Origin of the sequence: uncultured Bifidobacterium sp. (assembly GCF_945269915.1) — a bacterium.
GTDB classification, from domain to species: domain Bacteria; phylum Actinomycetota; class Actinomycetes; order Actinomycetales; family Bifidobacteriaceae; genus Bombiscardovia; species Bombiscardovia indica.
The window spans coordinates 33,518-56,487 of the sequence record NZ_CALYOY010000001.1 but is presented as its reverse complement, the minus strand read 5'-3'; the positions used below and the strand labels follow the sequence as shown (position 1 = coordinate 56,487).

The window sequence follows — 22,970 nt, the reverse complement described above, 5'->3', positions numbered from 1 at the left end:
GTTGAGGACCGGTCTTGCGCGGGATACCGGAGTAACGATCCGGGCCTGGGGGTTCGAGGCGATTGCCTCGGTCTTGCCTGGAGTCGGTCGATTCGTGCGCTGATATTCCAGTCGATTGTTCATTGAATCATCTGGAAATGCACCCATGCCCAATTCCTAGGTATTCCAAGCTTCTCGGCATGGTTGGCAGGCCGATCTAAGGAATTTCCGGGTGGATTGCCGAATGTGAAGGCCGCTTGTGGTCGGGGGAGGGACACACTACAGTGAGAATCAGCCCGAGAGAAGAAAATCGGGGTTTGTTGGCGGCTTCGCGGAGCCGTGGACGGATGCAATGGCGCAACCAATACGACTCCGTGAAGTCTTGCCTTCACCGTAAACGCAAATCTGTATTTTCCTGTGCTGACACACCGCAAGGAGGGCCATCTCCTGCGACACCAGGGTCCGCTTCGGGTGCATTTTTCGGCAAAGTGTCCTAAGATGGTCCCTGTTGCCCGTCTTCGGACGGTCATGTCGGGTTCGTAGCTCAGCGGATAGAGCGTCTGTCTCCGGAACAGAAGGTCGAGGGTTCGAATCCCTTCGAGCCCACTCCATCCATCACGTGCATGGCATCGTTCATCTTCCGTGATTGTCCCTCAGCCCTCGTCCACGATAAGACGATATGAAGTCGGTGGAATCTGATGTGAGCTTTCACGCAAAGGACTTGCATTTGCTACGCTCTCAAGGAATTCAGCCCCGTTTGCACCCACCTGTCACGGGGTCTGGTGGGATAGTGGGAGATGGATATTTCGGCAGGTGCGGACAGTGCAAGGTGGCATCCCGTCCTGACACCGGACCAGATAAAGGAGATGGTCATGACCAATCAGATCAATGCGGGGGATGCGGTTCTCAGGGTTTTGGAGCAGTGGGGCGTGCCGCGTATATACGGTCTGCCCGGGGGATCCTTCGATTCCATGATGAACGCCATCCATGATGAACGCGATCGGATCGACTTCATTCAGGTGCGGCATGAGGAGGCCGGTGCCCTGGCGGCTGCGGCCGAGGCCAAGCTGACCGGTCGGATCGGCGTTTGCTTCGGCTCCTCGGGCCCCGGTGCCGTCCACCTGCTCAACGGGCTCTATGATGCCCGTGAGGATGGGGTGCCCGTCCTGGCCCTGGTTGGTGAGGTGCCCCAGCAGTTCATGAACATCGACTTCTTCCAGGCCATGGACGAGGTTCCCATGTTCTCCGATGTGGCCGTCTTCGACAGGGCCGCCACCAATGCCGATGGATTGCCCGGACTGGTCGACGAGGCGATCAGACGCGCTTACAAGAACAAGGGCGTTTCCGTGGTCATCATCCCCAAGGACCTGGCCTGGGCTCGGATCGAGGACCGGCCGGTTGCTTCGGCCGCCGATTTCCGCAAGCCCCAACCCCTGAAGCCCCCGGAGGATCTGGTGGCCCGGGCCGTCGAGATGATCCGGTCGGCCAAGGCACCCCTGCTCTATTTCGGACAGGGCGCCCGCGGTGCCAGGGATGAGCTGGTGGCCATGTCGGAGAAGTTCAAGATGCCCATGGTCTCAACCTTCCCGGCCAAGGGAATCGTCGAGGACACCTATCCGGCCTACCTCCAGTCGGCGGGACGTGTGGCCACCAAGACGGCCACCGAGGCCATTTATACGGCCGACCTTTCGGTCTGGATCGGGTCCGACAACCCCTTCGGATCCATGTTCGTGGCTCCCCATACCAAGGTCATCCAAATCGATATGGATCCCTCCAAGCTGGGCAAGCGCTTCCAGCCCAACATCGGTCTGGCCATCCAGGCGGATGCCAGGGAGACCCTGAAGGCCCTGACCGCGGCCGGGACCCAGCAGGAGGAGTCGGTCTTCTACCGGGCCTGCCTGCGGAGCAAGGAGAACTGGGACAAGTGGGTGGCCTCCTTCAACGGGGACACCTCCACCCCCCTGAGGCCCGAACCGGTCTTCCACGTGATCGACCGGCAGCTTGGGGACAATGACATCGTCATTCCCGACGTGGGCAATGTCGACATCGACTTCCTCCGTCTCCTTCACCTGAAGCCCACCAACCGCTGGGCCGTTTCGGGCAGGCACGCCACCATGGGCTTCGCTGTTCCGGCCGCCCTGGCCGCCAAGCTGGAGTATCCGGATTCCACGGTCTACTCCCTGAGCGGCGACGGTGGATTCGCCATGCTGGGTGAGGAGGTCCTGGTCCAGCTCAAGTACCAGGCACCGGTCATCAACGTGGTCTTCTCCAACCAGACCCTGGGATACATCGAGGCCGAGCAGCGCGATGACAGCCACCAGCCTCTGAGCGGAGTGGACCTGCCCGATACGGATTGGGCCAAGGTGGCCGAGGGCTTCGGCGCCCTGGGCTTCACGGTGAGGACCCTGGATGATGCCCGTCGGGCCTTCGACCAGGCCCGCAAGGCCGACCGGTCCTCGATCATCGATGTGAAGCTGACCGGTGCCAGCCCCCTGGATACCCGTTACATGCGTTTCCCGGAGACCTGCAAGGACCAGGCACAGATCGATGAGTTCGTCAAGACCCACCAGGCCGGAGACCTGAAGTCCCTGGCCTACTGGATGGGTCTGGAAAGCCGGTCCCACTGATCCGGGGTCGGGTTTAGTGGTCTACTGATCCGATTGCGATGAAATGGTCCTGATAACCCCTCCTCGGGTACTGGCGGTTTATAGTTGGAAGCAACTCGACCGGAATTCCGGTCAGCCATCGGCACCTGCCGCACCGCCTGCCCTGGCGGAGGCCGGAAGGGCCTGCACCCGAGGAGGGACGTTCATGGACGAGGGTCTGGAAGAGATCGGTACACCCTATGCACCCCAGGCGTTGGGGGCCTATAGCCAGGCGGTCAAGGCAAACGGGTTCGTCTTCGTCTCCGGCCAGCTGGGCATCGACCCGGAGACCGGCGACCTGGTGCAGGGGACGGCCGGCGACCAGGCCGTCCAGGCCCTGAAGAACATCAAGAGCATCCTGGATGCTGCGGGCACCGGGATGGAGAGGGTGGTCAAGGCCACGGTCTACATGAGGAACGTGGAGGACTTCACCGAGGTCGACAAGGCCTATTCCCAGGTCTTCATCGGTTCGGTCCGGCCCGCCCGGGTGGCTTTTGGCAACAATATGATCCCCAAGGGCGCCCTGGTCGAGATCGACGTGATCGCCATGGCCTGAGCCCGGGGTGGGACCGGACGGCCGACTCGTCACCCGGCCCGCTAGACTTGGGGTCATGAGTCCTGAAGCACTTGCCCGTATCATTTCCTCTACCGCTGTCCAACTGGCCCAGGCGGGCGGTCTGGGTGACCTGGATGCCTCCATGGTTCCCGCCGCCGGAAACCTGGCCGTCATGAGGCCCAAGGACCGTTCCCATGGGGACTGGTCCACCAACATCGCCATGCAGCTGGCCAAGCAGGCCGGCATGAAGCCCCGTGACCTGGGGGAGTCCCTGGCCCGGGCCCTGGTCAAGGCCGACGGGATCGCCGGCGTGGACGTCGCCGGTCCCGGTTTCATCAACATCAGCCTGGATTCCGCCTCGGCCGCGGCCGTGGTCGATACCGTCCTCAAGGAGGGTAGGGCCTACGGGTCCAATGACCACCTCCAGGGGCGCACCCTGAACCTGGAATTCGTCTCGGCCAACCCCACCGGCCCCATCCATATCGGGGGGACCCGCTGGGCCGCGGTCGGCGACTCCATGGCCCGCGTTCTGGAGGCCAACGGGGCCAAGGTGGTCCGCGAGTATTACTTCAACGACCATGGCACCCAGATCGACCGGTTCAGCCGCTCCCTGGTGGCGGCGGCCCATCATGAGCCGGTTCCGGCCGACGGATACAGGGGTGCCTACATCGACGAGATCGCCCAGCGGGTGGTGGATGAGGCCAGGGCCGAGGGCCTGGATGTCCTGGCCCTGCCCAGGGTCAGGGACGAGGACGGTGCCGAGGGCGACAGCCAGCAGCGTGAGGCCTTCCGCAGCCGGGCCGTTCCGATGATGTTCGCCGAAATCCAACAGTCCATGAAGGATTTCCGGGTGGATTTCGACGTCTGGTTCCATGAGAACAGCCTCTATGAGTCGGGTCAGGTGCAGAAGGCCATCGATGAACTGCGTGGCCAGGGCGACATCTACGAGAAGGACGGGGCAACCTGGTTCCGTTCCAGCAGGTACGGCGACGACAAGGACCGTGTGGTCATCAAGTCCGACGGGAATGCCGCCTACGTGGCGGCCGACATCGCCTACTACCTGAACAAGCGCCGGCGTGACAAGGACCCCTGCGACGAGGCCATCTACATGCTGGGGGCCGACCACCACGGCTACATCGGCAGGATGATGGCCATCTGCGCCGCCTTCGGCGACGAACCGGGCGTCAACATGCAGATTCTGATCGGCCAGCTGGTCAACGTCCTCAAGGATGGCCGGGCCGTGCGGATGAGCAAGAGGGCCGGCAACGTGGTCACCATCGACGACCTGGTCGAGGCCATCGGGGTGGACGCGGCCCGGTACTCCCTGGCCCGAACCGACTATAACCAGTCCGTCGACATCGACCTGGACCTCCTGGTCTCCCACACCAACGAGAACCCCGTCTACTACGTCCAGTACGCCCATGCCCGGTCCAGGAACGTCGACAGGAATGCGGCAGAGGCCGGGATCGATGCCTCCAAGGCCGACCTTGCCCTCCTGGACACCGGGGCCGACAACGAGGTTCTGGGCACCCTGGCCCTCTACCCCAACATCGTGCAGACGGCGGGTGACCAGAAGGCCCCCCATCGGGTGGCCCACTACCTGGAGCAGCTGGCGGGGGTGTATCACCGCTGGTACAACCTGGAGCGGGTGGTCCCCATGGAGCTGACCGGAGCGGATGATCCGGCCAGGCAGGAGGCCAAGAACCCGGAGCCGGCCAGGGCGGCCGCCAGGCTCAGACTCAACGATGCTGTCCAACAGGTCATCGCCAACGGACTCGATCTCCTGGGCGTCTGCGCTCCGGACAGGATGTGACCGGACCGGTCGGATCAGGACTGCGCGAGGGAAGGGGACTCCATGAGCCAGGAGAAGGAACAGTCGAACCTGGGTGACATCTGGCCGCGGACGGTCCGTCGCCAGGATTGTGGTGCCGTGAGCATCCAGGGGGTCCCTGTCGGGGACCTGGCGGATCGCTACGGCACCCCGGTCTACCTGATGGATACCGCCTTCATGGCCGAACGGGCCCGGACCTTCAGACAGATCGTCAGCCGGAGTCTGCCTACGGCCACCACCCAGGTCAGCTATGCCGGCAAGGCCTTCCTGAGCAAGGAGGTCGTGCGGATCATGCTGGACCGGGGGCTCAACATCGACACCTGCACCCTGGGTGAGATGCTGATCGCCAAGGCCGCCGGCGCCCCGGGCCGTCGCCTGGTCCTGCATGGCAACAACAAGTCCGACCAGGAGATCGCCCTGGCCGTCGAGCAGGGGTACGGGAAGATCGTCGTCGATGCGGCCGACGAGCCGGAACGCATAGCCGCCATAGCCCACAGCCAGGGCAAACGTGCCCGGGTCATGGTCAGGATCACGGTCGGGGTCCATGCCGGTGGCCACGAGTACATCTCCACCTCCCACGAGGATCAGAAATTCGGGGTTCCCATGCTGGCACCGGGTGCCGATGCCTCCCTCCTTGACCTCTACGGTGGCGAGGGAGGACAGGCATCATGCCCGGATGGGGCAGGGGAGGGAAGTCAACCCCCAAGCGGGCGAACCCAATCAGGAAGCGGGATACTGTCCACGGATTCCTCCGACCTTTTCCGGGCTGGTGCCGATGGGGCCCTGGTGGATCCGGCCCTCGCCGCAGCCCTGGACATGCTGGCGGATGGTCCGGCCATCAAGGTCCTGAAGGATATTCAGACCCATGCGGACGATCTGGAGCTGGTGGGAATCCATACCCACATCGGGTCGCAGATCCACGGGGCCTCGGCCTTTGTCCAGGCGGCCAAGCGCATGATGCTCTTGAGACGGACCTTCTGGGAGACCGATGGGTTCCTCCTGCCCGAGGTGGATCTGGGTGGCGGCTTCTCCGTCCCCTATCTGCCGGACGAGGACCGGATGGATCTGTCCGAGGCCCTTGACGACCTGGGTCATGCCATCACCAGGATCAACGACCGGCTGGGCATGCCCATGCCCGTTCTCTCCTTTGAGCCCGGCCGATGGATCGCCGGTCCCAGCGGAATGACCCTCTACCGGGTGGGCACCGTCAAGCCGGTACCCCTTTCGGACGGGACCGTAAGGACCTACGTATCGGTGGACGGTGGCATGGGCGACAACATTCGTCCGGCCCTCTACCGGGCCGACTACACGGTGATCCTGGCCAACCGCAAGGGCAGTGGGGAGACCATTCGCGCCCGGGTGGTCGGCAGACACTGCGAGTCCGGCGACATCGTCGTACGTGACGTCTCCCTGCCCGCCGACATCCACCGGGGGGACCTCCTCCTGGTGCCGGTGACCGGCGCCTATGGGCGGACCATGGCCAGCAACTACAACCAGGTCCTGATTCCCCCGGTCGTGGCCCTGGACGGGGTGGGCGACCACCTGATGCTGCGGGGGCAGACCATGGACGATCTGCTCGACCTGGATCAGGGCTGAGGCCGGGAAAGGCCGGATGGCAAGGAGCACGGTTATGGATATCCGTCAGGATTTTTTTAAGGATCATGGGTACGCAACGGGTCATGGCCCTGGCTACCAGCGTTGTTGGGCAACCCGACGTGCGGATGGTCGGTTTCTCCTATGATCCCGAGGAGAAAATCCTCTACTTCGTCACCTACCCGGAGTCCAGGAAGGTGGAACAGATAGGGAAGAACGGGAAGGTGGTCTTCGTCACCCTCCCCGGTGAACCAATAGCATGCGTGCGGGGAGAGGGGGTTGCCCGTCTTAGTTCCAGGACCTGCGAGGATGTGGCCCCTGTCTTCGAGAGGAAGAGGCCGGGATACATGGAGCGGATCGGGCCCTTCCGCGACAGGTTGGCGCTCTTCGAGGTCACCTTCGAGGAGGTCAGTGTGATCCTTTCCGACTAGAGTGGTCATCAGCTCGAGGTCTGACCGGACGGAGGCAGTCCATATGGGTGGAATCCCCGCCGCCTGTGTCGGATTGATTCTCTAGGATGGATACTCTATGGTACCCGACGCACCGGGGTACGAATGAAGGAGCGCACATGTCCGCGAAGCCCATGACGGAATCCGATAAACCCATCCGTATCGCCCTCCTGGGGGCCGGAACCGTCGGCTCGCAGACCGCCCGTCTGCTGGTCGAGGAATGCGAGGACCTGGCCAGCCGGGTTGGTCGCCCACTGGAACTGGTCGGTATTGCAGTTCTGGACCCCTCCAAGGTCACGGCGGACTGGATCGACAAGTCCCTCCTGACCACCGATTCAGAGGGTCTGGTCACCAGGGCCGACGTCGTCATTGAGCTCATCGGCGGCATCGAGCCGGCCCGGACCCTCCTGCTCAAGGCCATCGGGTCAGGGGCCTCCGTGGTCACGGCAAACAAGGCCCTCCTGGCCCGGCACGGGCCGGAACTCTACCAGGCGGCCCAGGATCATGGTGTTGATATCTACTTCGAGGCCGCTGTAGGCGGGGCCATCCCCATCGTCCGCCCCCTGCGGGAATCCCTGGTGGGAGACAGGATCACCAGCCTGGTGGGCATCGTCAACGGCACCACCAACTACATTCTCGACGAGATGACCACCAAGGGGCTCCAGTTCGAGGAGGCCCTGGGCGATGCCCAGGCCAAGGGGTTCGCCGAGGCCGATCCGACCGCGGACGTGGATGGCCTGGATGCCGCCGCCAAGGCCGCCATCATGGCCACCCTGGCCTTCCACCGGGATGTGCGGATGGATGATGTGCCGGTCGAGGGGATCAGGGCCATCACGGCCGACGACATCGCCGCGGCCAAGGCCGAGCACAGGGTGATCAAACTCCTGGCCGTGGCCGAGCGCACCGACCAGGGCATTTCGGCCAGGGTCTACCCGGCCCTGATTCCCGACACCCACCCCCTGGCCTCGGTCCACGGCAGTTTCAACGCGGTCTTCGTCACCGCCGAGGCGGCCGATGACCTCATGTTCTACGGGCGTGGGGCCGGTGGCGCCCCTACGGCCTCCGCCGTGGTCGGTGATGTGGTCACCGAGGCCCGGCACATAGCCCAGCAGGGAATGGGCCCGATCATCCCCATGTACGCCCAGGTGCCCATGGCCCCCCTGGAGGCTTCCCGGGCCGCCTTCGCCGTCCGCTTCCTGATCCACGACAAGCCAGGCGTCCTGGCGGCCATCGCCCAGGTCTTCTCCCAGGAGGGCATCTCCATCAACGGGGTCAACCAGGACATCAAGCCCACCCTGCACGATCCGGGTTACAGCGGGGAGATCCAGCAGCTCAGGGTGGTCACCCACCTCTGCGATGAGGCGACCCTGCGCCAGGTCGTCAAACGGGTGTCCACCTTCGACTCGGTGACCGGCCAGGCCTCCATCCTGCGCGTCTTCGACCAGGACGCCCTCTGATGGGCGCGGACCACCCCCGGATACCGACCGTGCGGGTCCGGGTTCCCGCCACCAGCGCCAACCTGGGTTCGGGCTTCGACGCGGTGGGTCTGGCCCTGGACCACCATGACGAGATCGTCTTCACCCGGGCGGCCGACCCTGCCGACACCTCCGTCAACGTGGTCATCAGGGGGGAGGGGGAGGGTACCCTGCCCAGGGATGAGACCCACCTGGTCGTCTCCACCTTCCGAAAGGCCTGCCAGGTCTTCGGGCTGCCCCGGTTCGGCTTCCTCATGACCGCCTCCAACCGGATTCCCCAGGCCCGGGGACTCGGGTCCAGCGCCGAGGCCATCGTGGCCGGGATCAGTGCGGCAGCGGCCTTTGCCCACCCGGGCCGGATCTCCCGGGATGCCATCTTCGACCTTGCCGCCCGGATCGAGGGGCACCCCGACAACGTGGCTCCGGCCGTCTACGGGGGGCTGACCGTCTCCTACGACCTGGTCACCGACGAGGGTGTGGGGTCCCTCCCCATCGCCGGAGGCACCCCGTTGGCACCGGGCTTCCACAGCCTGCGCTACCAGGTGGATCCGGCCATCAGGGCCACGGTCTTCGTGCCCGACTTCCACCTCTCCACCGAGAAGGCCCGTCGGGCCCTGCCCGACCAGGTGCCCTATGCCGATGCCGTCCACAACCTGTCCAGGGTCGCCCTGATCCCCGGGGCCCTGAATCCCTCCAGCCTGGCCGGTCCGGGGGAGGACCTGTCCGTCAGGGCCAATTCCCTCCTCTTCGTGGCCACCCAGGACAGGCTCCACCAGCCCTACCGGGCGAATCTGATGCCCGCATCGACCGACCTGATCGACCTCTTCCGCCGACACGGGTACGCCGCCGCGGTCTCGGGCGCCGGGCCCTGCGTCATCGTCCTCCACTACGGGGATGCCTCGGAGGATCTCAAGGTCCTGGCCAAGGACCAGCTGGATTCCGGCCATTGGCGGATCCTCCAGCTGGATGTGGACCTGCAAGGGGTTCAGGTGGAATGCGATGGGGATGGTGACCTGAATGGCTGCTGAAGCCCGGACCTCCAAGGCGACGGTGCAGACCGGCCAAGGCAGGGGGCACATCCCCTTCATCCTGGCCTCCCAGTCGCCCTCCCGCCAGGCCCTCCTGGTCAAGGGAGGAATCAGTCCCGTCATCCGCAAGTCCCACCTGGATGAACCCAAGGCCCTGGAGGATGCCGCCCAGGCACAGGGGCTCAGAGTGGCCGACCTGTCCATAGAGGACAGGGTCTCCATCCTGGCAGAGGGCAAGGCCGACCTGATTCTGCAGACCCTGCGTGCGGTCATTGACGCCGAGACCCAGGCACAGGGGGACCTGGTCGTGGTCAGGCCCCTTGATGCCCGGGCCGAGGACCCGGCACAGGTGGAGCCCATGCATCAGGCCGTCAGGTCCTGGGCGGGCATGGTCCGGGCCAAGGTCGGGCCCCTGCTCCTGGGGTGCGATTCACTGTTCAGCCTTGACGGGCGGATCATGGGCAAGCCCCATACGCCCGAGGTGGCCATGGAACGGCTCATGGCCATGCGGGGTCGTACCGGCACCCTGGTCACCGGCCACTGCCTGACCGACGTGGCCTCTGGACGGAGGGTCCGCGCCGTCAGCAGGGCCGAGGTTTCCTTCGGGCAGTATGACCGGGACGACATGGAGGCCTACATCGCCACCGGGGAGCCCCTGGAGGTGGCCGGATCCTTCACCCTGGAGGGGTTGGGCAGCGCCTTCATCACCGGAATCGAGGGTGATCCCAGCGGGGTCATGGGACTGAGCATGCCAACCCTGCGCTCCCTGGTCGGGCAGCTGGGACTGCACTGGGCCGACCTCTGGGATCCGGCCCTGGTCCGGCCCGCGGATTCGGAGGACCGGACCGATCCAAGCGGAATCGTCCCTCCCAAGGGAAACGTCCATCAGCCTGGTGACGGCTGGGTGAACTGTGCCTGTGGGAAGCAGCACTGGGGCCTGAACGGCGCGGCCGGTGTCCTCCTGGCCCGTCGTGACCAGCAGACCGGTGTCCTGACCGAGGTCCTTCTCCAGCACCGTGCCAGGTGGAGCGCCGAGGGTGGAACCTGGGGTGTGCCCGGCGGTGCCGTCTCGGACGGCGAGAGCCCCCTGGAGGGCGGCCTGCGCGAGAGCTACGAGGAGGCCAACGTCCATCCCGAAGACATCCAGGTGGTCGGTTCCCACCTTGAGGACCATGGCCCCTGGGGATACACCACCATCCTGGCCTTCGAGCGGCCCGGTCACCGGGTGGACCCGCACATGAACGACGACGAGAGCATCGAGCTGGCCTGGGTTCCCATCGATCAGGTCGACTCCCGTCCCCTCCTGGGTGCTTTCGGCCAGGACTGGCCCCACTTCCGTCGTCGCCTCGAGGACCTGGCCGCCAGGGATTAATCCGGGTCGAGTTCCATCGGTGACATTTCCTGCCGGTACGCTGTGTTCATGAGTCCGGTGCTGATTCGCATATTGCGCTCCCACTGCCCGACACTTCCAGCAGTGCCATCCATTTCTCCTCCGGGAACTCTGAGTGGGGCCCGTCCCCTTTTTGACGGCTCCGGGGATTGTCCTGACGGCCCTATCGGGGTCCGGGGAGACTGGGGGAGAGCCTGCCCGCTCAGCCCAGGATGACGGCGATCAGGGCGATGACCATTGGTGAGGTGATCGTGCTGATCAGGATTCCGTCCCGGGCGAAGGTGGTCCCCACGTTGTACCGGGCCGCATAGTTGTAGACGTTCTGCCCGGTGGGCAGGGCTGCCAGGACCACGCACCCGTAGAGTTCCACGCCCCGGAAACCCATGACGAACCATGCGAGGAGGAAGGCGATGATGGGCATGACCAGGTTCTTCAGGATCACCACGGTCAGGGTGGCCCGTCGATCGGTCCCCTTCCCCATGGGCCTGGAGCCGCGCAGGGACATGCCGAAGGCCATCAGGATCATGGGGACCGCCGAGGCGCCGATCATGTCGATGGGCTTGAAGACGAAGTCGGGAATCACGAAGTGCCCTGCCTGGGCGCTGATGGCTGAAATCAGGATCCCGCCCAGGGACCCGAGCAGGATGGGCTGCTTCAGGGGCTGCTTGATGATGGTCTTCAGGGACAGCTTCCCGGTGGTCGTGGCATCCAGGACGGTCAGGCCTATTGGTGTGAAGAGGGCCTGCTGCATGACCAGGATCGGGGCCACCAGGGTGGGGTTGCCCAGGATGTAGGTGGCCACAGGCAGGCCGATGTTGTTGGAGTTCAGGTAGAGCGAGTTCAGGGCCCCGATGGTGGCATTCGCCGCATCCATATGGAAGGTCAGGGCGTTCAGGGCAACGAAGATCAGCCCCACGGCCGCCGCCGAGAAGAAGGCCACGATGATGCTGGGATGGAAGATGACGCTGAGCCTCTGCTTGGAGAGGATGGCGAACATGAGGCAGGGGGTGGAGACGAAGAAGGAGAACTTGTTCAGAACCATCTGGGCCGAGGGCCCGCCGATATGGAAGCGGGAGGCCACATAGCCCACCGCAATGACGACGCCGATGATGAAAAAGCCTTCCATGGCACTGAGCAGACCGGGCATCTTTTCTTTCACCAACTCCCAAAATCGTGGTCATGCGGACGGTGACGGACTCGGGTACCGGCACCGGGCACCACCATTGTGCCACCCGGATGCCGATCCCGTTCCGGATGTCCCATGGACGGATGGGCCCATCCAAGGCTCGGAAGTCCCGACATCCCCGAAATCATCTGCCTATAGCATGGTCCTATGAACACGATTCCGCAGGATATGGCACCCCGCCGGCACGGTTCCCGGGAGACGGGACTCCTGGACGGCACATCCGCCCTGCCTTCCGAGGAGGCCCTGGCCCTGATACTGGAGCGGATGGTGGCCACCGCCTCGGTCAGCGACGATGAGGGGCCGCTGGCGGATGCCGTCCAGGCGGCGCTCGCGGCCTGCCCTTCCTGGCGGGTTGACAGGTTGGGTGACACGGTCGTGGCCCGGACCGACCTGGGCAGGTCCCACAGGATCGTCATGGCCGGTCATTTGGATACGGTCCCGGTCAATGGGAACCTGCCGCCCCGGTGGCTGGAGACCGGCGACCCGGAGATCAGGTCCGACGTGGCCCAGGCCCATCCGGGTTCCCGGGTGCTCCGGGGGCGGGGCACCGCCGACATGAAGGCATCTGATGCGGTTATGCTCCATCTGGCCTCCGTCCTGGACAACCCGGTCTATGACCTGACCCTGGTCTTCTACGACCATGAGGAGGTCGCGGCCGAGAAGAACGGTCTGGGCAGGGTGGTGGCCGCCCATCCCGACTGGGTCCGTGGCGACTTCGCCATCATCGGTGAGCCCACCAACTGCGGAATCGAGGCGGGCTGCAACGGGACCATGCGATTCGACCTGGTCACCCACGGGGTGGCCGCCCACTCGGCCCGGTCCTGGATGGGCAGTAATGCCATCCATTCCGCCGCCCCCATCCTGGCCAGACTCGATGCCTACCAGCCAAGGACCGTGGCCGTGGATGGATTGGACTACCAGGAGGGTCTCAACGCCACGATGATCAGCGGGGGGACCGGCACCAATGTCATCCCCGACACATGCCGGGTCCACGTCAACTATCGTTTCGCCCCGGACAAGACCCTGGCCGATGCCAAGGCCCTGATGATGGGGGCCGATGCCGGTGCGGAGCTGGGCAATGGGGAGCACCGGGCCACCGGAGGGGTCTTCGAGGGATTCGATGTCGAGATGTGTGATGAGTCCCCGGCGGCCCGTCCCGGACTGGCCTCGCCCTGGGCCCGGTCCCTGACGGATCTGATCACCCAGACCAACGGTTCCACCCCCCGACCCAAGCTGGGATGGACCGATGTGGCCCGGTTCTCCGCCCTGGGCGTCCCCGCCGTCAACCTGGGTGCCGGAGACCCCCTCCTTGCCCATAAGTCGGATGAGCAGGTTCCCTTGGATGACCTGGTGTCGCTGGAGTCGATCCTGGTCTCCTGGCTCAAAAAACACCAATGATACAAAATCTGTGTCATACTTGAGAGTGGTGGTTCTGCCTGACCACTTGCAGCGTAGGCGTTGATCCCCCTGTATGGATTCGTCTGGATCCATGCAGGCGCCGGTGTCCGCCTGTGCCAGGAAGACTTTTTCAAAGGTGTCCCGACCGAGCGCATCCCACAGGGTGTGCGGCCACAGTGAGAGTGTGGAGTGACAGAGTGTCGGACCCGTGAGCGCGGTTCGAGTCAGCGTGCCGCAAGGAGCATAGTGCCCAGGAATACGAACGAGGACAGTAAAGAAGAATCCTCAGCAGGTGCAACGCAAACAAGCCGACCGGCATCCGACCAGGATCCCCAGGATGAGAAGGGAACCACCCGTCGTCGCCGTGGTGGACGGCGTGTGGTCCGGGTGGCGGGTGCCGCCGGCGCCCACGTACCTGTCAAGGTCGAGGCCGATCAGGACGAGGAGACGACCTCCGGCAGGGGGCGTCGCCGCCGCACCAAGACCCGGGATGAGGGCGAGGAGACCCGATCGGGTTCCAGCACCCGTCGTCGGTCCCCCCGACAGGATCCGGAACCGGACCTGAACGAGTCCCAAGCCGCGGATCAGGACCGGTCGGACGAGGATGAAGAGGCGCCCGCATCCCGCCGCCGCAAGACTTCGACCAGACCACGCAGGTCCACCCGGACCAAGGCCTCGGAATCGACCGAGGTCCCCTCCCGCCGTCGTTCCGGGTCCGGTCATGATTCCTCCGGGGAATCGGACGATCGTCAGGAACGTGCCCTGGAGGCCGTGGAATCCCTGACCGGCCTTGTCCAGGAGGACGATGACCAGGGCCGCAGGTCCCGGTCGACCAGGTCCAAGGCCCGTTCATCGCGGACGGCTTCCTCGGCCCCGGCCCCGGCCCGGCCCATGACCTCCCTTCTCTTCCAGGAGCCCGTCATTCCGGTGGCCCCGGAGGACGGGGATGAATCCGGCACGGAGGATGAGAAGGAGCCGGCAGCGCCCAGGCCCTCCCGCAGGTCCAGGAGCCGGCGTTCACGCAACGCCGTTGACGATGGGTCCGGTGTGGAGGAAGAAGAGCGTCCAGAGTCCGGGTCCCGCAGGTCCCGCAGGCTCAATGCCGAGGAACGCCGCGCCGCCGATGAGGTGGAACTGATCGAGGAGGACCTCGACCACGAAGGCATTACCTTCATCAACGACGAGGATGAGGAAGACTCCGCGGAGGCCCCCTCCCGATCCTCCCGCCGTCACCGTCGCGGCAAGGGTGAGCGCGTCCACGAGGAGGAGACCGAGAAGCTCGGCTCCCGCCGTCGTCGCCGCTCCCGTGACCATGAGAACGAGGAGGAGGAAGAGGGGGGACTGACCCGTCGCCGCAGGCGCAGACGTGGTTCCAGGTCTTCCGAACCGGAGGCCGAGGAGACAGGTGGTTCCCGCCGCTCCCGCAAGCAGCAGTACATCGATGAGATCACCGACATCGAGGGGTCCACCCGCCTGGAGGCCAAGAAGCAGCGTCGGCGCGACAACCGTCGTGAGCGTTCGCGCCAGTCCCAGTTGGTGGAGCAGGACTTCCTGGCCCGCCGCGAGAATGTCGACCGGCTCATGGTGGTGCGCGAGAAGGAGCAGCACACACAGATCTCGGTCATCGAGGATGACATCCTGGTGGAGCACTACGTCTCCGACATCCAGGAGGTCTCCACGGTCGGCAACGTCTACCTGGGGCGGGTCCAGAACGTCCTGCCCAGCATGGAGGCCGCCTTCGTCGACATCGGCCAGGCCCGCAACGGTGTTCTCTACGCCGGCGAGGTCAACTGGGACACCACCCGTCTGGAGGGGCAGCCCCGTCGTATCGAGCTGGCTTTCAAGTCGGGCGACCCCGTCCTGGTCCAGGTCACCAAGGACCCCATCGGCCACAAGGGCGCCCGTCTGACCTCCCAGGTGACCCTGGCGGGCCGCTTCCTGGTCCTGGTTCCCTCGGGGGGCATGACCGGTGTCAGCCGCAAGCTGGCCGACCACGAGCGGTCCCGCCTCAAGGGGATCGTCTCCAGGATCGCCCCCAAGGACATGGGGGTCATCATCCGTACGGCGGCAGAGGGTGCCAGCGAGGAGGCCCTGACCAAGGATCTGGAGAACCTCCAGCGTCAGTGGGAGCAGATCGAGTCCAAGCGCAAGGAGTTCCTGCACGGCAAGCGGCCCAAGCTCCTCCAGGGTGAGCCCGACGTGGCCATCCGGGTGGTCCGTGACATCTTCAACGATGACTTCTCCAGCCTGGTGGTCCAGGGTGACCGGGTCTACGACCGGGTCGAGAACTACCTGGACACCATGGCCCCCGACCTCAAGGACAAGCTGGTCAGGTGGGACCCGTCCGAGCATGAGGGCAAGGATGTCTTCGACAAGTGGAGCATCGACAGCCAGCTGCGCAAGGGCATGGAGCGTCAGGTCTACCTTCCCTCCGGCGGCTCCCTGGTCATCGACCGCACCGAAGCCATGACCACCATCGATGTCAACACCGGCCGTTTCATCGGCAGGGGCAAGTCACTGGAGGAGACCGTGACCAGGTGCAACCTGGAGGCCTCCGAGGAGATCGCCCGGCAGCTGCGACTGCGTGACATCGGCGGGATGATCATGATTGACTATGTGGACATGGTCATGCCGGCCAACCGCGACCTGGTCCTGCGCCGTCTGGTGGAGTGCCTGGCCCGCGACCGCACCAAGCACCAGGTGGCCGAGGTCACCTCGCTGGGTCTGGTCCAGATGACCCGCAAGAGGGTGGGCCAGGGCCTGGTAGAGGCCTTCTCCGAGGAATGCCCCACCTGCCATGGGCGTGGGTTCATCCTCCACGATGAGCCGACCATCTCCGCTTCCTATGATGACCCTTACGCCGTCAAGGGTGGCGATCCCTTCGTCAAGACCAACAAGCACGGCCATAATGCGTCGGCCAAGGAGAGTGTGACCACCGGGTCCACCCCGGCCGTCAAGGCCAAGCTGGCCCAGATCGCTGCGGCGGCCCAGGCCGCCTCCGACGAGGGCGACCGGGATGAGGACGACACGGAGTCCACGGATTCGGTGGATGTCGCCCAGGAGTCGTAAGCTGAAACCCGTTTTGGCAATAGGGTGAATACATTTGACGATGCGGTGTGTTTGCCTATATAGTAGTTGGCTGGTGTCCGGACAGGGTTCCGGGCGCGCTCAGCTTTAGACAAACAGGCAAGGTAGGGCTATGTACGCGATTGTGAAGGCCGGAGGCCATCAGGAGAAGGTCCAGGTCGGTGACCTGATTGAGGTCAACCGTCTGGGCGCCAAGAAGGGCGAGTCGGTCGAGTTTCCGGTCGCACTGGTCGTCGATGGAGCCAAGGTGACCCTGGCCGCCAAGGATCTGGCCAAGATCTCCGTCAAGGGCGAGATCGTGGATGACGAGGCCAAGGGCCCCAAGATCAACATTCAGAAGTTCAAGAACAAGACCGGCGTGGCACGCCGCAAGGGTCACCGTCAGAAGCTGTCTGTGGTCAGGATCACGGCCATCGCCTGATTCGGGTCGAAAAGCTTAGGAAAGGAATCCAGACATGGCACACAAGAAGGGCGCGTCCAGCTCTCGTAACGGGCGCGATTCGAATCCTCAGTACCTGGGCGTCAAGAAGTTCGGCGGCGAGACCGTCGTGGCGGGCAACATCATCGTCCGTCAGCGTGGCACCAAGTTCCATCCCGGTCGGAATGTGGGTCTGGGCAAGGACCACACCCTCTTCGCACTGGCGGATGGCGAGGTCAGGTTCGGCGAGCGTCGTGACCGCAAGGTCGTGGATGTCGTCACGGCCTGAGCTGTCTTCATCGCTTCAGCCGCGCCCGGTAAGGACGCGGCTTTTTTCATTGTTCGGACGGCGGCCGCTTGGTCGGAGAGCATAGGGGTTGGTTGGTATGAGTGCATTCGTGGATCGTGTCACCGTCCATGTCAAGGGCGGAGACGGTGGCAATGGGGCATCCTCCATACGCCGTGAGAAGTACAAGCCCCTGGCTGGGCCGGATGGTGGTGACGGGGGGCATGGCGGATCGGTCATCCTGGAGGCCGACACCAACGCCACCAGTCTCCTGGACTATCGCTTCCTGCCCCACCGCAAGGCCGATTCGGGCACCATGGGCCTGGGCGGCGACAAGGACGGCAGCCGTGGCCAGGATCTGATTCTGCCGGTGCCGGTGGGTACGGTGGTCTTCACCGCCGAGGGCCATGAGGGCGAGACCAAGCGACCCGGCAGGCGTCTGGCCGATCTGAACCACGCGGGGGACCGATTCGTCGCCGCCCAGGGTGGCATCGGAGGTCTGGGTAACCGATCTCTGGCCAACAAGGCGCGGAGGGCGCCCGGGTTCGCCCTCCTGGGTGAGCCTGGCCAGGACAGGGACCTGGTCCTGGAACTCAAGTCCATGGCCGATGTGGCCCTGGTCGGTTTCCCCAGTGCCGGCAAGTCGAGCCTGGTGGCCGCCATGAGCTCGGCCAAGCCCAAGATCGCCGATTATCCTTTCACCACCCTGGTCCCCAACCTGGGCGTGGTCCAGGCCGGGGATGACCGTTTCACCATGGCCGACGTGCCTGGGCTGATCCCCGGCGCCTCCCAGGGCAAGGGGTTGGGCCTGGAGTTCCTCCGCCATATCGAGCGGACCGAGATCATCGCCCATGTGATCGACTGCGCCACCCTGGAGCCGGACAGGGACCCGGTCAGCGATTACCGTGCCCTGGAGGATGAACTCGCCAGATACGCCGACCGGCTGGAGCTGCCCCTGGGGGTCATCCCCATGGAACAGCGGCCCAGGGTGGTCATCCTCAACAAGGCCGACCTGCCCGAGGCCCGGGAGCTGGCCGAATTCGTCCGTCCCGAATTCGAACGCATGGGGCTGAAGGTCTTCATCGTCTCCACTGCCTCCCATCAGGGGCTCAAGGAGCTGGGCTATTACCTGGCCGCCCTGGTCACCCACCTGCGTGGCAAGCTCAGAGCCCAGGCCGCCGAGGAGGAGGCCCGGGTGGTCATCCGGCCCCTGGAGACCCGTCGGGGCCGCAGGGGGGATACCCTTGGCGATTTCACGGTGGAACGCAGACGGAACCGCGACGGTCAGCACTGGTTCCAGGTCCGTGGGGAGAAGCCCGAACGCTGGGTCCGCCAGACCAACTTCGACAACGAGGAGGCCGTGGGCTTCCTGGCCGACCGGCTGGCGGGCCTGGGCGTGGAGGACGCCCTCCGGCGGGAGGGTGCCCACCCGGGCGATGAGGTCAGGATCGGCCCCGGGGATGATGCCATGGCCTTCGACTGGGATCCGACCATCGCCGCCGGGGCCGAGATGCTGGACGGAACCCCCCGGATCGCCCGTGGCAAGGACATCCGTCTGGAGGAGACCGAGGGCCGTACCCGCCGCCGGACCAACAGTCAGCGCCGCGAGGAGTACCACAGGATGATGGACGCCCGTCAGGCCGTGCGCGAGGTCATGGACCGGGAGCGCAAGGTCGGGCACTGGGCCGATCCTTCCGTGGCCGACGACCCCCACGACATGGAAGGTCTCCTGGGTCGGCCGGCCCAGGAGGCGGACACCCAGGTGGACCAGACCGGGGAAGGGGACTGATCGACCATGGCCGCACCCAGTCATGACGAGATTCGTGCCCGGGTGGCCCAGGCCCGCACGATGGTGGTCAAGGTGGGTTCCAGTTCCCTGACGACCCCCGACGGTCACCTGGACACCTCCCGCCTGAACGCCCTGGTCGGGGCCCTGGCCTCGGCCGCCAACGATGGGGCCAGGCTGGTCCTGGTCACTTCAGGGGCCATCGCTGCGGGTTTCGGCCCCCTGGGATTCCGGTCCCGCCCCGAGGATGTGGTCACCCAACAGGCCACCGCATCGGTGGGCCAGGGACTTCTCATGGCCCAGTACGAGGCCGCCTTCTCCCGAAGGGGGCTGCGGGTTGGCCAGATTCTGATTACGGCCCGCGACACCACCCTGGCCGTCCAGTACCGCAATGCCCGCCGTACCCTCTGCCGACTGCTCGATCTGGGGGTCATCCCCGTGGTGAACGAGAACGACGCCCTGGCCAGCAACGAGATCCGCTTCGGCGACAATGATCGTCTCTCGGCCCTGATCGCCAACATCGTCAGCGCTGATGCCCTGGTCCTCTTGACCGACGTGGATGCCCTCTATACCGCCCCTCCCGGCCATCCCGGGGCCAGGCGGATCGAATTCGTTCCCGACGTGGCCGAGGCCATGGATCGGATCGACGCGGCCGGGTCCTCATCGGGTCTGGGCACCGGGGGAATGACCACCAAGCTGGATGCCGCCAGGATGGCCACCTCTTCAGGTGTCCCCGTGGTCCTGGCCCGGGCTGATCAGGCCGGTCCTGCCATGGAGGGGGACCCGGTGGGCACCCTCTTCGCCCCGCTTCGACGGCGGGGATCCTCCCACAGGCTCTGGATCAAATACGCGTCCCAACCCCAGGGCGGGTACGTGGTCGACCGGGGGGCAGCCGAGGCCCTCCGGGCTGGTCGGGCCAGTCTCCTGGCGGCGGGCACGGTCAGTGTCCGGGGAGGGTTCTCGGCCGGTGACCCGGTCTGGATATGGGACCAGTCCGGTGACCAGGTGGCCAAGGGGCTCTCCGGGTACGACTCCGAGGAGGCCGAGGAGATGCTGGGCCTGACCACCACGGATCTGCGCCGACGACAGGGGGCGCATTTCGCCCATCCACTGGTCCATCGTGATTCTTTGGTCCTTATCTGAAGAAAACGGAAGACGGGCGGTACCATGGAAACCATGAGCATGGCTGAATGGCAGACCCTGAGCAGACGTATCGATTCCGTGGCCCCCAGCGCCACCCTGACCGTGGACTCCAAGGCCAAGGCCATGAAGGCCCAGGGGGTCGACGTCATCAGCTTCGGTGCGGGTGAGCCCGACTTCCCCACCCCGGACTTCATCGCCCGGGCCGCCTCGCAGGCCTGCCTGGACCCGCGCAATCACCGCTACACCCCCACGGCCGGTCTGCCCGAGCTGCGTCAGGCCATAGCCGACAAGACCAGGCGTGATTCCGGCTATGCGGTGGAACCTGAGCAGGTGGTGGTCACCAATGGCGGCAAGCAGGCCGTCTACGAGACCTTCCAGATTCTTCTCGACCCGGGTGACCAGGTCATCATCCCTGCTCCCTATTGGACCAGTTATCCTGAAGTGGTCACCCTGGCCGGAGGGGAGCCGGTCCCCGTCTTCAGTGGGTCGGACAAGGGTTACCTGCCTTCCCTGGATGCCCTGGAGGCGGCACGTACCGAGCGGACCAAGGCCATCATCATCAACACCCCCTCCAATCCCACAGGGGTGGTCTGGGACGACGATCTGGTCAGGGCCATCGGTCGGTGGGCCATTGAACACCACATCTGGGTGGTCAGTGACGAAATCTATGAACACCTGACCTACGACGGTGCCCACACCCCCTACCCGGGTGCCCTTCTGCCGGAGCTGCGCGATCAGCTGATCGTCCTGAACGGGGTGGCCAAGACCTACGCCATGACCGGTTGGCGTGTGGGATGGATGGTGGCTCCGGCCCCCGTAGCCCAGGCCGCCGGCAAGCTCCAGGGCCATATGACATCCAACGTGGCCGATGTTTCGCAGCGGGCCGCCCTGACAGCCATTCAGGCCCCCCTGGATGAGGTCAGGGCCATGGGCAGGGCCTTCGGTCTCCGTCGTCAGGCCATCATGGCCGCCCTGAGCCAGGTGCCGGGTGTCCATTGCCCGGAACCCAAGGGAGCCTTCTATGCCTTCCCGGATGTAACCGGACTCCTGAACCGGCCGGTGGGCCCCAGAGGAACCATCAGCCGGACCTCCTCCGACCTGGCCGCAGCGGTGCTGGAGGAGATCCATGTGGCCGCCGTACCGGGTGAGGCCTTCGGTGCTCCGGGTCATCTGCGCTTCTCCTACGCCCTGTCCGATGCGGACCTGGCCGAGGGGATGCGCCGGTTCCAGGTCTGGGTCGGGGTCTGATCGCCTTCCTCCGAGGTGTCGTGACGGCACGCGGTTGGACTCAGACCACCCTTTACGCTAAAATAGCAATTTGGCGGTTTTTCTCCGACAGTGGAGGCGGGTTTGTCTGCCTCGAGTACTGTTGGGAGAAGTCCCGATAGGGAAGTGGCGCAATTGGTAGCGCAACGGTCTCCAAAACCGTAGGTTGTGGGTTCGAGTCCCGCCTTCCCTGCAAAGTGTTGCAGCTGGCAGTGCACGACAAGTGAAGGATGTAGACCATGGCAAGGAAAGAAGACAAGCCGAACTTCTTCATGCGTATCGGTCTGTTCATCAAACAGGTCATCGATGAGATCCGCAAGGTGGTCGCCCCGACCGGGAAGGAACTCCTGGGCTGGTCGGTGGCCGTCTTCATCTTCGTCCTCCTGCTCATGCTCTTCGTGACGGTTCTGGACTTCGGGCTGGGCAAACTGGTCTTCCTCGTATTCGGCTGAAGCGCAACAAGGTAGAAGGTGGAGTAATCCATGAGTGATGATCTGACGACTGAGGGTCTGGGCAATGATCTGACCCAGGGACCCCAGGATACGGTCCCGGCCCTGGCCGAGGGGCAGGAGGAGGCTCCGATCCAGGACCGGCCTGTCGACCGGCAGGCTCGGGAAGATGCCGGCCCCGCCCCCGAGCAGGCCCAGGCGGATTCCGTCGATCAGGGTGAGACCGCCCAGGATCAACCCGCCCAGGAGGATGCCGGCCAGAAGGCGGTTGACGAGTTTTCCAAGAAGCTGCGCACCCTTGAGGGCAAGTGGTACGTCCTGCACACGTACTCCGGGTACGAAAAGCGGGTCAAGGCCAACGTCGAGTCCCGTATCGTCTCCTTCGGTCTTGAAGACCAGGTATTCCAGGTGGAGATTCCCATGGAGGAGGTCGAGAAGCACACGGACCGTGGCAAGAAGGTCGTCACCCGTGTTCGGGTCCCCGGTTATGTGCTCATCCGTATGTGGCCGGACGAGAATGCACGTCGCATCATTCGCGACACCGAAGGTGTCACCGGGTTCGTGGGCCCCAGCAAGGAGCCCGCACCCCTGACCCGCAAGGAGGTCGTCAGGATGATGGCCCCCATGATTGCCTCCGAGGCCCTGAAGGCTGCAGGCGACAAGCCCGAGGCCGCCAAGAAGCGTACGGTCGAGGTCTCCTACGCCGTGGGCGACCAGGTCACCGTCACCGACGGGCCCTTCGCCACCATGGCCGCCGTGGTCTCCGATGTGGAGCCCACCACCCAGAAGCTGACCGTCCTGGTCTCGATCTTCGGGCGTGACACCCCGGTCGAGCTGGGATTCGACCAGGTGGAGAAGATCTCCTAGCCCCGGGTCGGCACCGGTCGGCGTGTCGTCGGCCCATGTCATAATCGACAGGCTTGTGCGCCCCCAGGGTGCATGTGGAAAGAACAAGTTGCGGGAGGGGACCCTTCGGTCTCCGACATCACCGCTTCATAGAAAGAA

18 protein-coding genes and 2 tRNA genes are annotated in these 22,970 nt (G+C 64.9%); 19 read left to right on the top strand and 1 reads right to left on the bottom strand.

Annotated features, from left to right (window positions below; all coding sequences use genetic code 11):
* Positions 1-512: 512 nt before the first annotated feature.
* The 9 genes from Q0K62_RS00200 (at position 513) to Q0K62_RS00160 (ending at position 10,928) form a co-directional block, all read left to right on the top strand.
* Positions 513-585 (top strand) — tRNA-Arg (locus Q0K62_RS00200).
* A gap of 266 nt (positions 586-851) precedes the next feature.
* Positions 852-2,606: a pyruvate oxidase gene (spxB, locus tag Q0K62_RS00195; protein ID WP_297315962.1), complete on the top strand. Its 1,755-nt coding sequence runs from the start codon at positions 852-854 to the stop codon at positions 2,604-2,606.
* A gap of 184 nt (positions 2,607-2,790) precedes the next feature.
* Entirely contained in the window at positions 2,791-3,180 is a 390-nt protein-coding gene (locus Q0K62_RS00190) for a Rid family detoxifying hydrolase (protein WP_297315961.1), read from the top strand.
* Between the two features lie 55 nt (positions 3,181-3,235).
* Entirely contained in the window at positions 3,236-4,993 is a 1,758-nt protein-coding gene (gene argS / locus Q0K62_RS00185; RefSeq protein WP_297315960.1) for an arginine--tRNA ligase, read from the top strand.
* 42 nt (positions 4,994-5,035) lie between these two features.
* A complete protein-coding gene (locus tag Q0K62_RS00180; RefSeq protein ID WP_297315959.1) occupies positions 5,036-6,607 on the top strand; it encodes a diaminopimelate decarboxylase in 1,572 nt (523 codons plus the stop codon).
* 65 nt (positions 6,608-6,672) lie between these two features.
* Complete coding sequence (locus Q0K62_RS00175; protein WP_297315958.1) at positions 6,673-7,035, top strand: pyridoxamine 5'-phosphate oxidase family protein; 363 nt, start codon at positions 6,673-6,675, stop codon at positions 7,033-7,035.
* A gap of 152 nt (positions 7,036-7,187) precedes the next feature.
* On the top strand, positions 7,188-8,510 hold the full coding sequence (locus Q0K62_RS00170) for a homoserine dehydrogenase (protein WP_297316038.1): 1,323 nt from the start codon (positions 7,188-7,190) through the stop codon (positions 8,508-8,510).
* Positions 8,510-9,556 (top strand): homoserine kinase, encoded by a 1,047-nt coding sequence (gene thrB, locus Q0K62_RS00165; protein ID WP_297315957.1) that lies wholly within the window; start codon positions 8,510-8,512, stop codon positions 9,554-9,556. Before Q0K62_RS00170 ends, thrB begins: the two co-directional genes overlap by 1 nt.
* Positions 9,546-10,928 carry a Maf family nucleotide pyrophosphatase gene (locus Q0K62_RS00160; RefSeq protein ID WP_297315956.1) on the top strand — a complete coding sequence of 461 codons (1,383 nt, stop codon included), beginning with the start codon at positions 9,546-9,548 and terminating at the stop codon, positions 10,926-10,928. The genes thrB and Q0K62_RS00160 overlap by 11 nt, the downstream gene beginning before the upstream one ends.
* Before the next feature lie 220 nt (positions 10,929-11,148).
* Here the strand turns inward: Q0K62_RS00160 and Q0K62_RS00155 are convergent, their stop codons facing one another.
* Entirely contained in the window at positions 11,149-12,093 is a 945-nt protein-coding gene (locus tag Q0K62_RS00155; protein WP_297316037.1) for an AEC family transporter, read from the bottom strand.
* A gap of 186 nt (positions 12,094-12,279) precedes the next feature.
* Here Q0K62_RS00155 and dapE point away from each other — a divergent pair, with 186 nt between their 5' ends.
* From dapE to nusG, 10 genes are all read left to right on the top strand, one after another.
* Positions 12,280-13,530, top strand: coding sequence for a succinyl-diaminopimelate desuccinylase (dapE, locus tag Q0K62_RS00150; protein WP_297315955.1), 1,251 nt, complete (start codon positions 12,280-12,282; stop codon positions 13,528-13,530).
* A 246-nt stretch (positions 13,531-13,776) separates the two neighbouring features.
* Complete coding sequence (locus tag Q0K62_RS00145; protein WP_297315954.1) at positions 13,777-16,599, top strand: Rne/Rng family ribonuclease; 2,823 nt, start codon at positions 13,777-13,779, stop codon at positions 16,597-16,599.
* 130 nt (positions 16,600-16,729) lie between these two features.
* A complete protein-coding gene (rplU, locus tag Q0K62_RS00140) occupies positions 16,730-17,038 on the top strand; it encodes a 50S ribosomal protein L21 (protein ID WP_297315953.1) in 309 nt (102 codons plus the stop codon).
* Positions 17,039-17,072: 34 nt separating this feature from the next.
* Positions 17,073-17,324 (top strand): 50S ribosomal protein L27, encoded by a 252-nt coding sequence (gene rpmA, locus Q0K62_RS00135; protein ID WP_297315952.1) that lies wholly within the window; start codon positions 17,073-17,075, stop codon positions 17,322-17,324.
* Between the two features lie 97 nt (positions 17,325-17,421).
* Positions 17,422-19,110 (top strand): GTPase ObgE, encoded by a 1,689-nt coding sequence (gene obgE / locus Q0K62_RS00130; protein ID WP_297315951.1) that lies wholly within the window; start codon positions 17,422-17,424, stop codon positions 19,108-19,110.
* 6 nt (positions 19,111-19,116) lie between these two features.
* Positions 19,117-20,250, top strand: coding sequence for a glutamate 5-kinase (gene proB, locus Q0K62_RS00125; protein WP_297315950.1), 1,134 nt, complete (start codon positions 19,117-19,119; stop codon positions 20,248-20,250).
* Between the two features lie 39 nt (positions 20,251-20,289).
* Positions 20,290-21,498 (top strand): pyridoxal phosphate-dependent aminotransferase, encoded by a 1,209-nt coding sequence (locus tag Q0K62_RS00120; RefSeq protein WP_297316036.1) that lies wholly within the window; start codon positions 20,290-20,292, stop codon positions 21,496-21,498.
* A 138-nt stretch (positions 21,499-21,636) separates the two neighbouring features.
* Positions 21,637-21,709: transfer RNA gene (locus Q0K62_RS00115), tRNA-Trp, on the top strand.
* Between the two features lie 46 nt (positions 21,710-21,755).
* Positions 21,756-21,968: a preprotein translocase subunit SecE gene (secE, locus tag Q0K62_RS00110; RefSeq protein ID WP_297315949.1), complete on the top strand. Its 213-nt coding sequence runs from the start codon at positions 21,756-21,758 to the stop codon at positions 21,966-21,968.
* 30 nt (positions 21,969-21,998) lie between these two features.
* Positions 21,999-22,832, top strand: coding sequence for a transcription termination/antitermination protein NusG (nusG, locus tag Q0K62_RS00105; RefSeq protein WP_297315948.1), 834 nt, complete (start codon positions 21,999-22,001; stop codon positions 22,830-22,832).
* Positions 22,833-22,970: the final 138 nt, after the last annotated feature.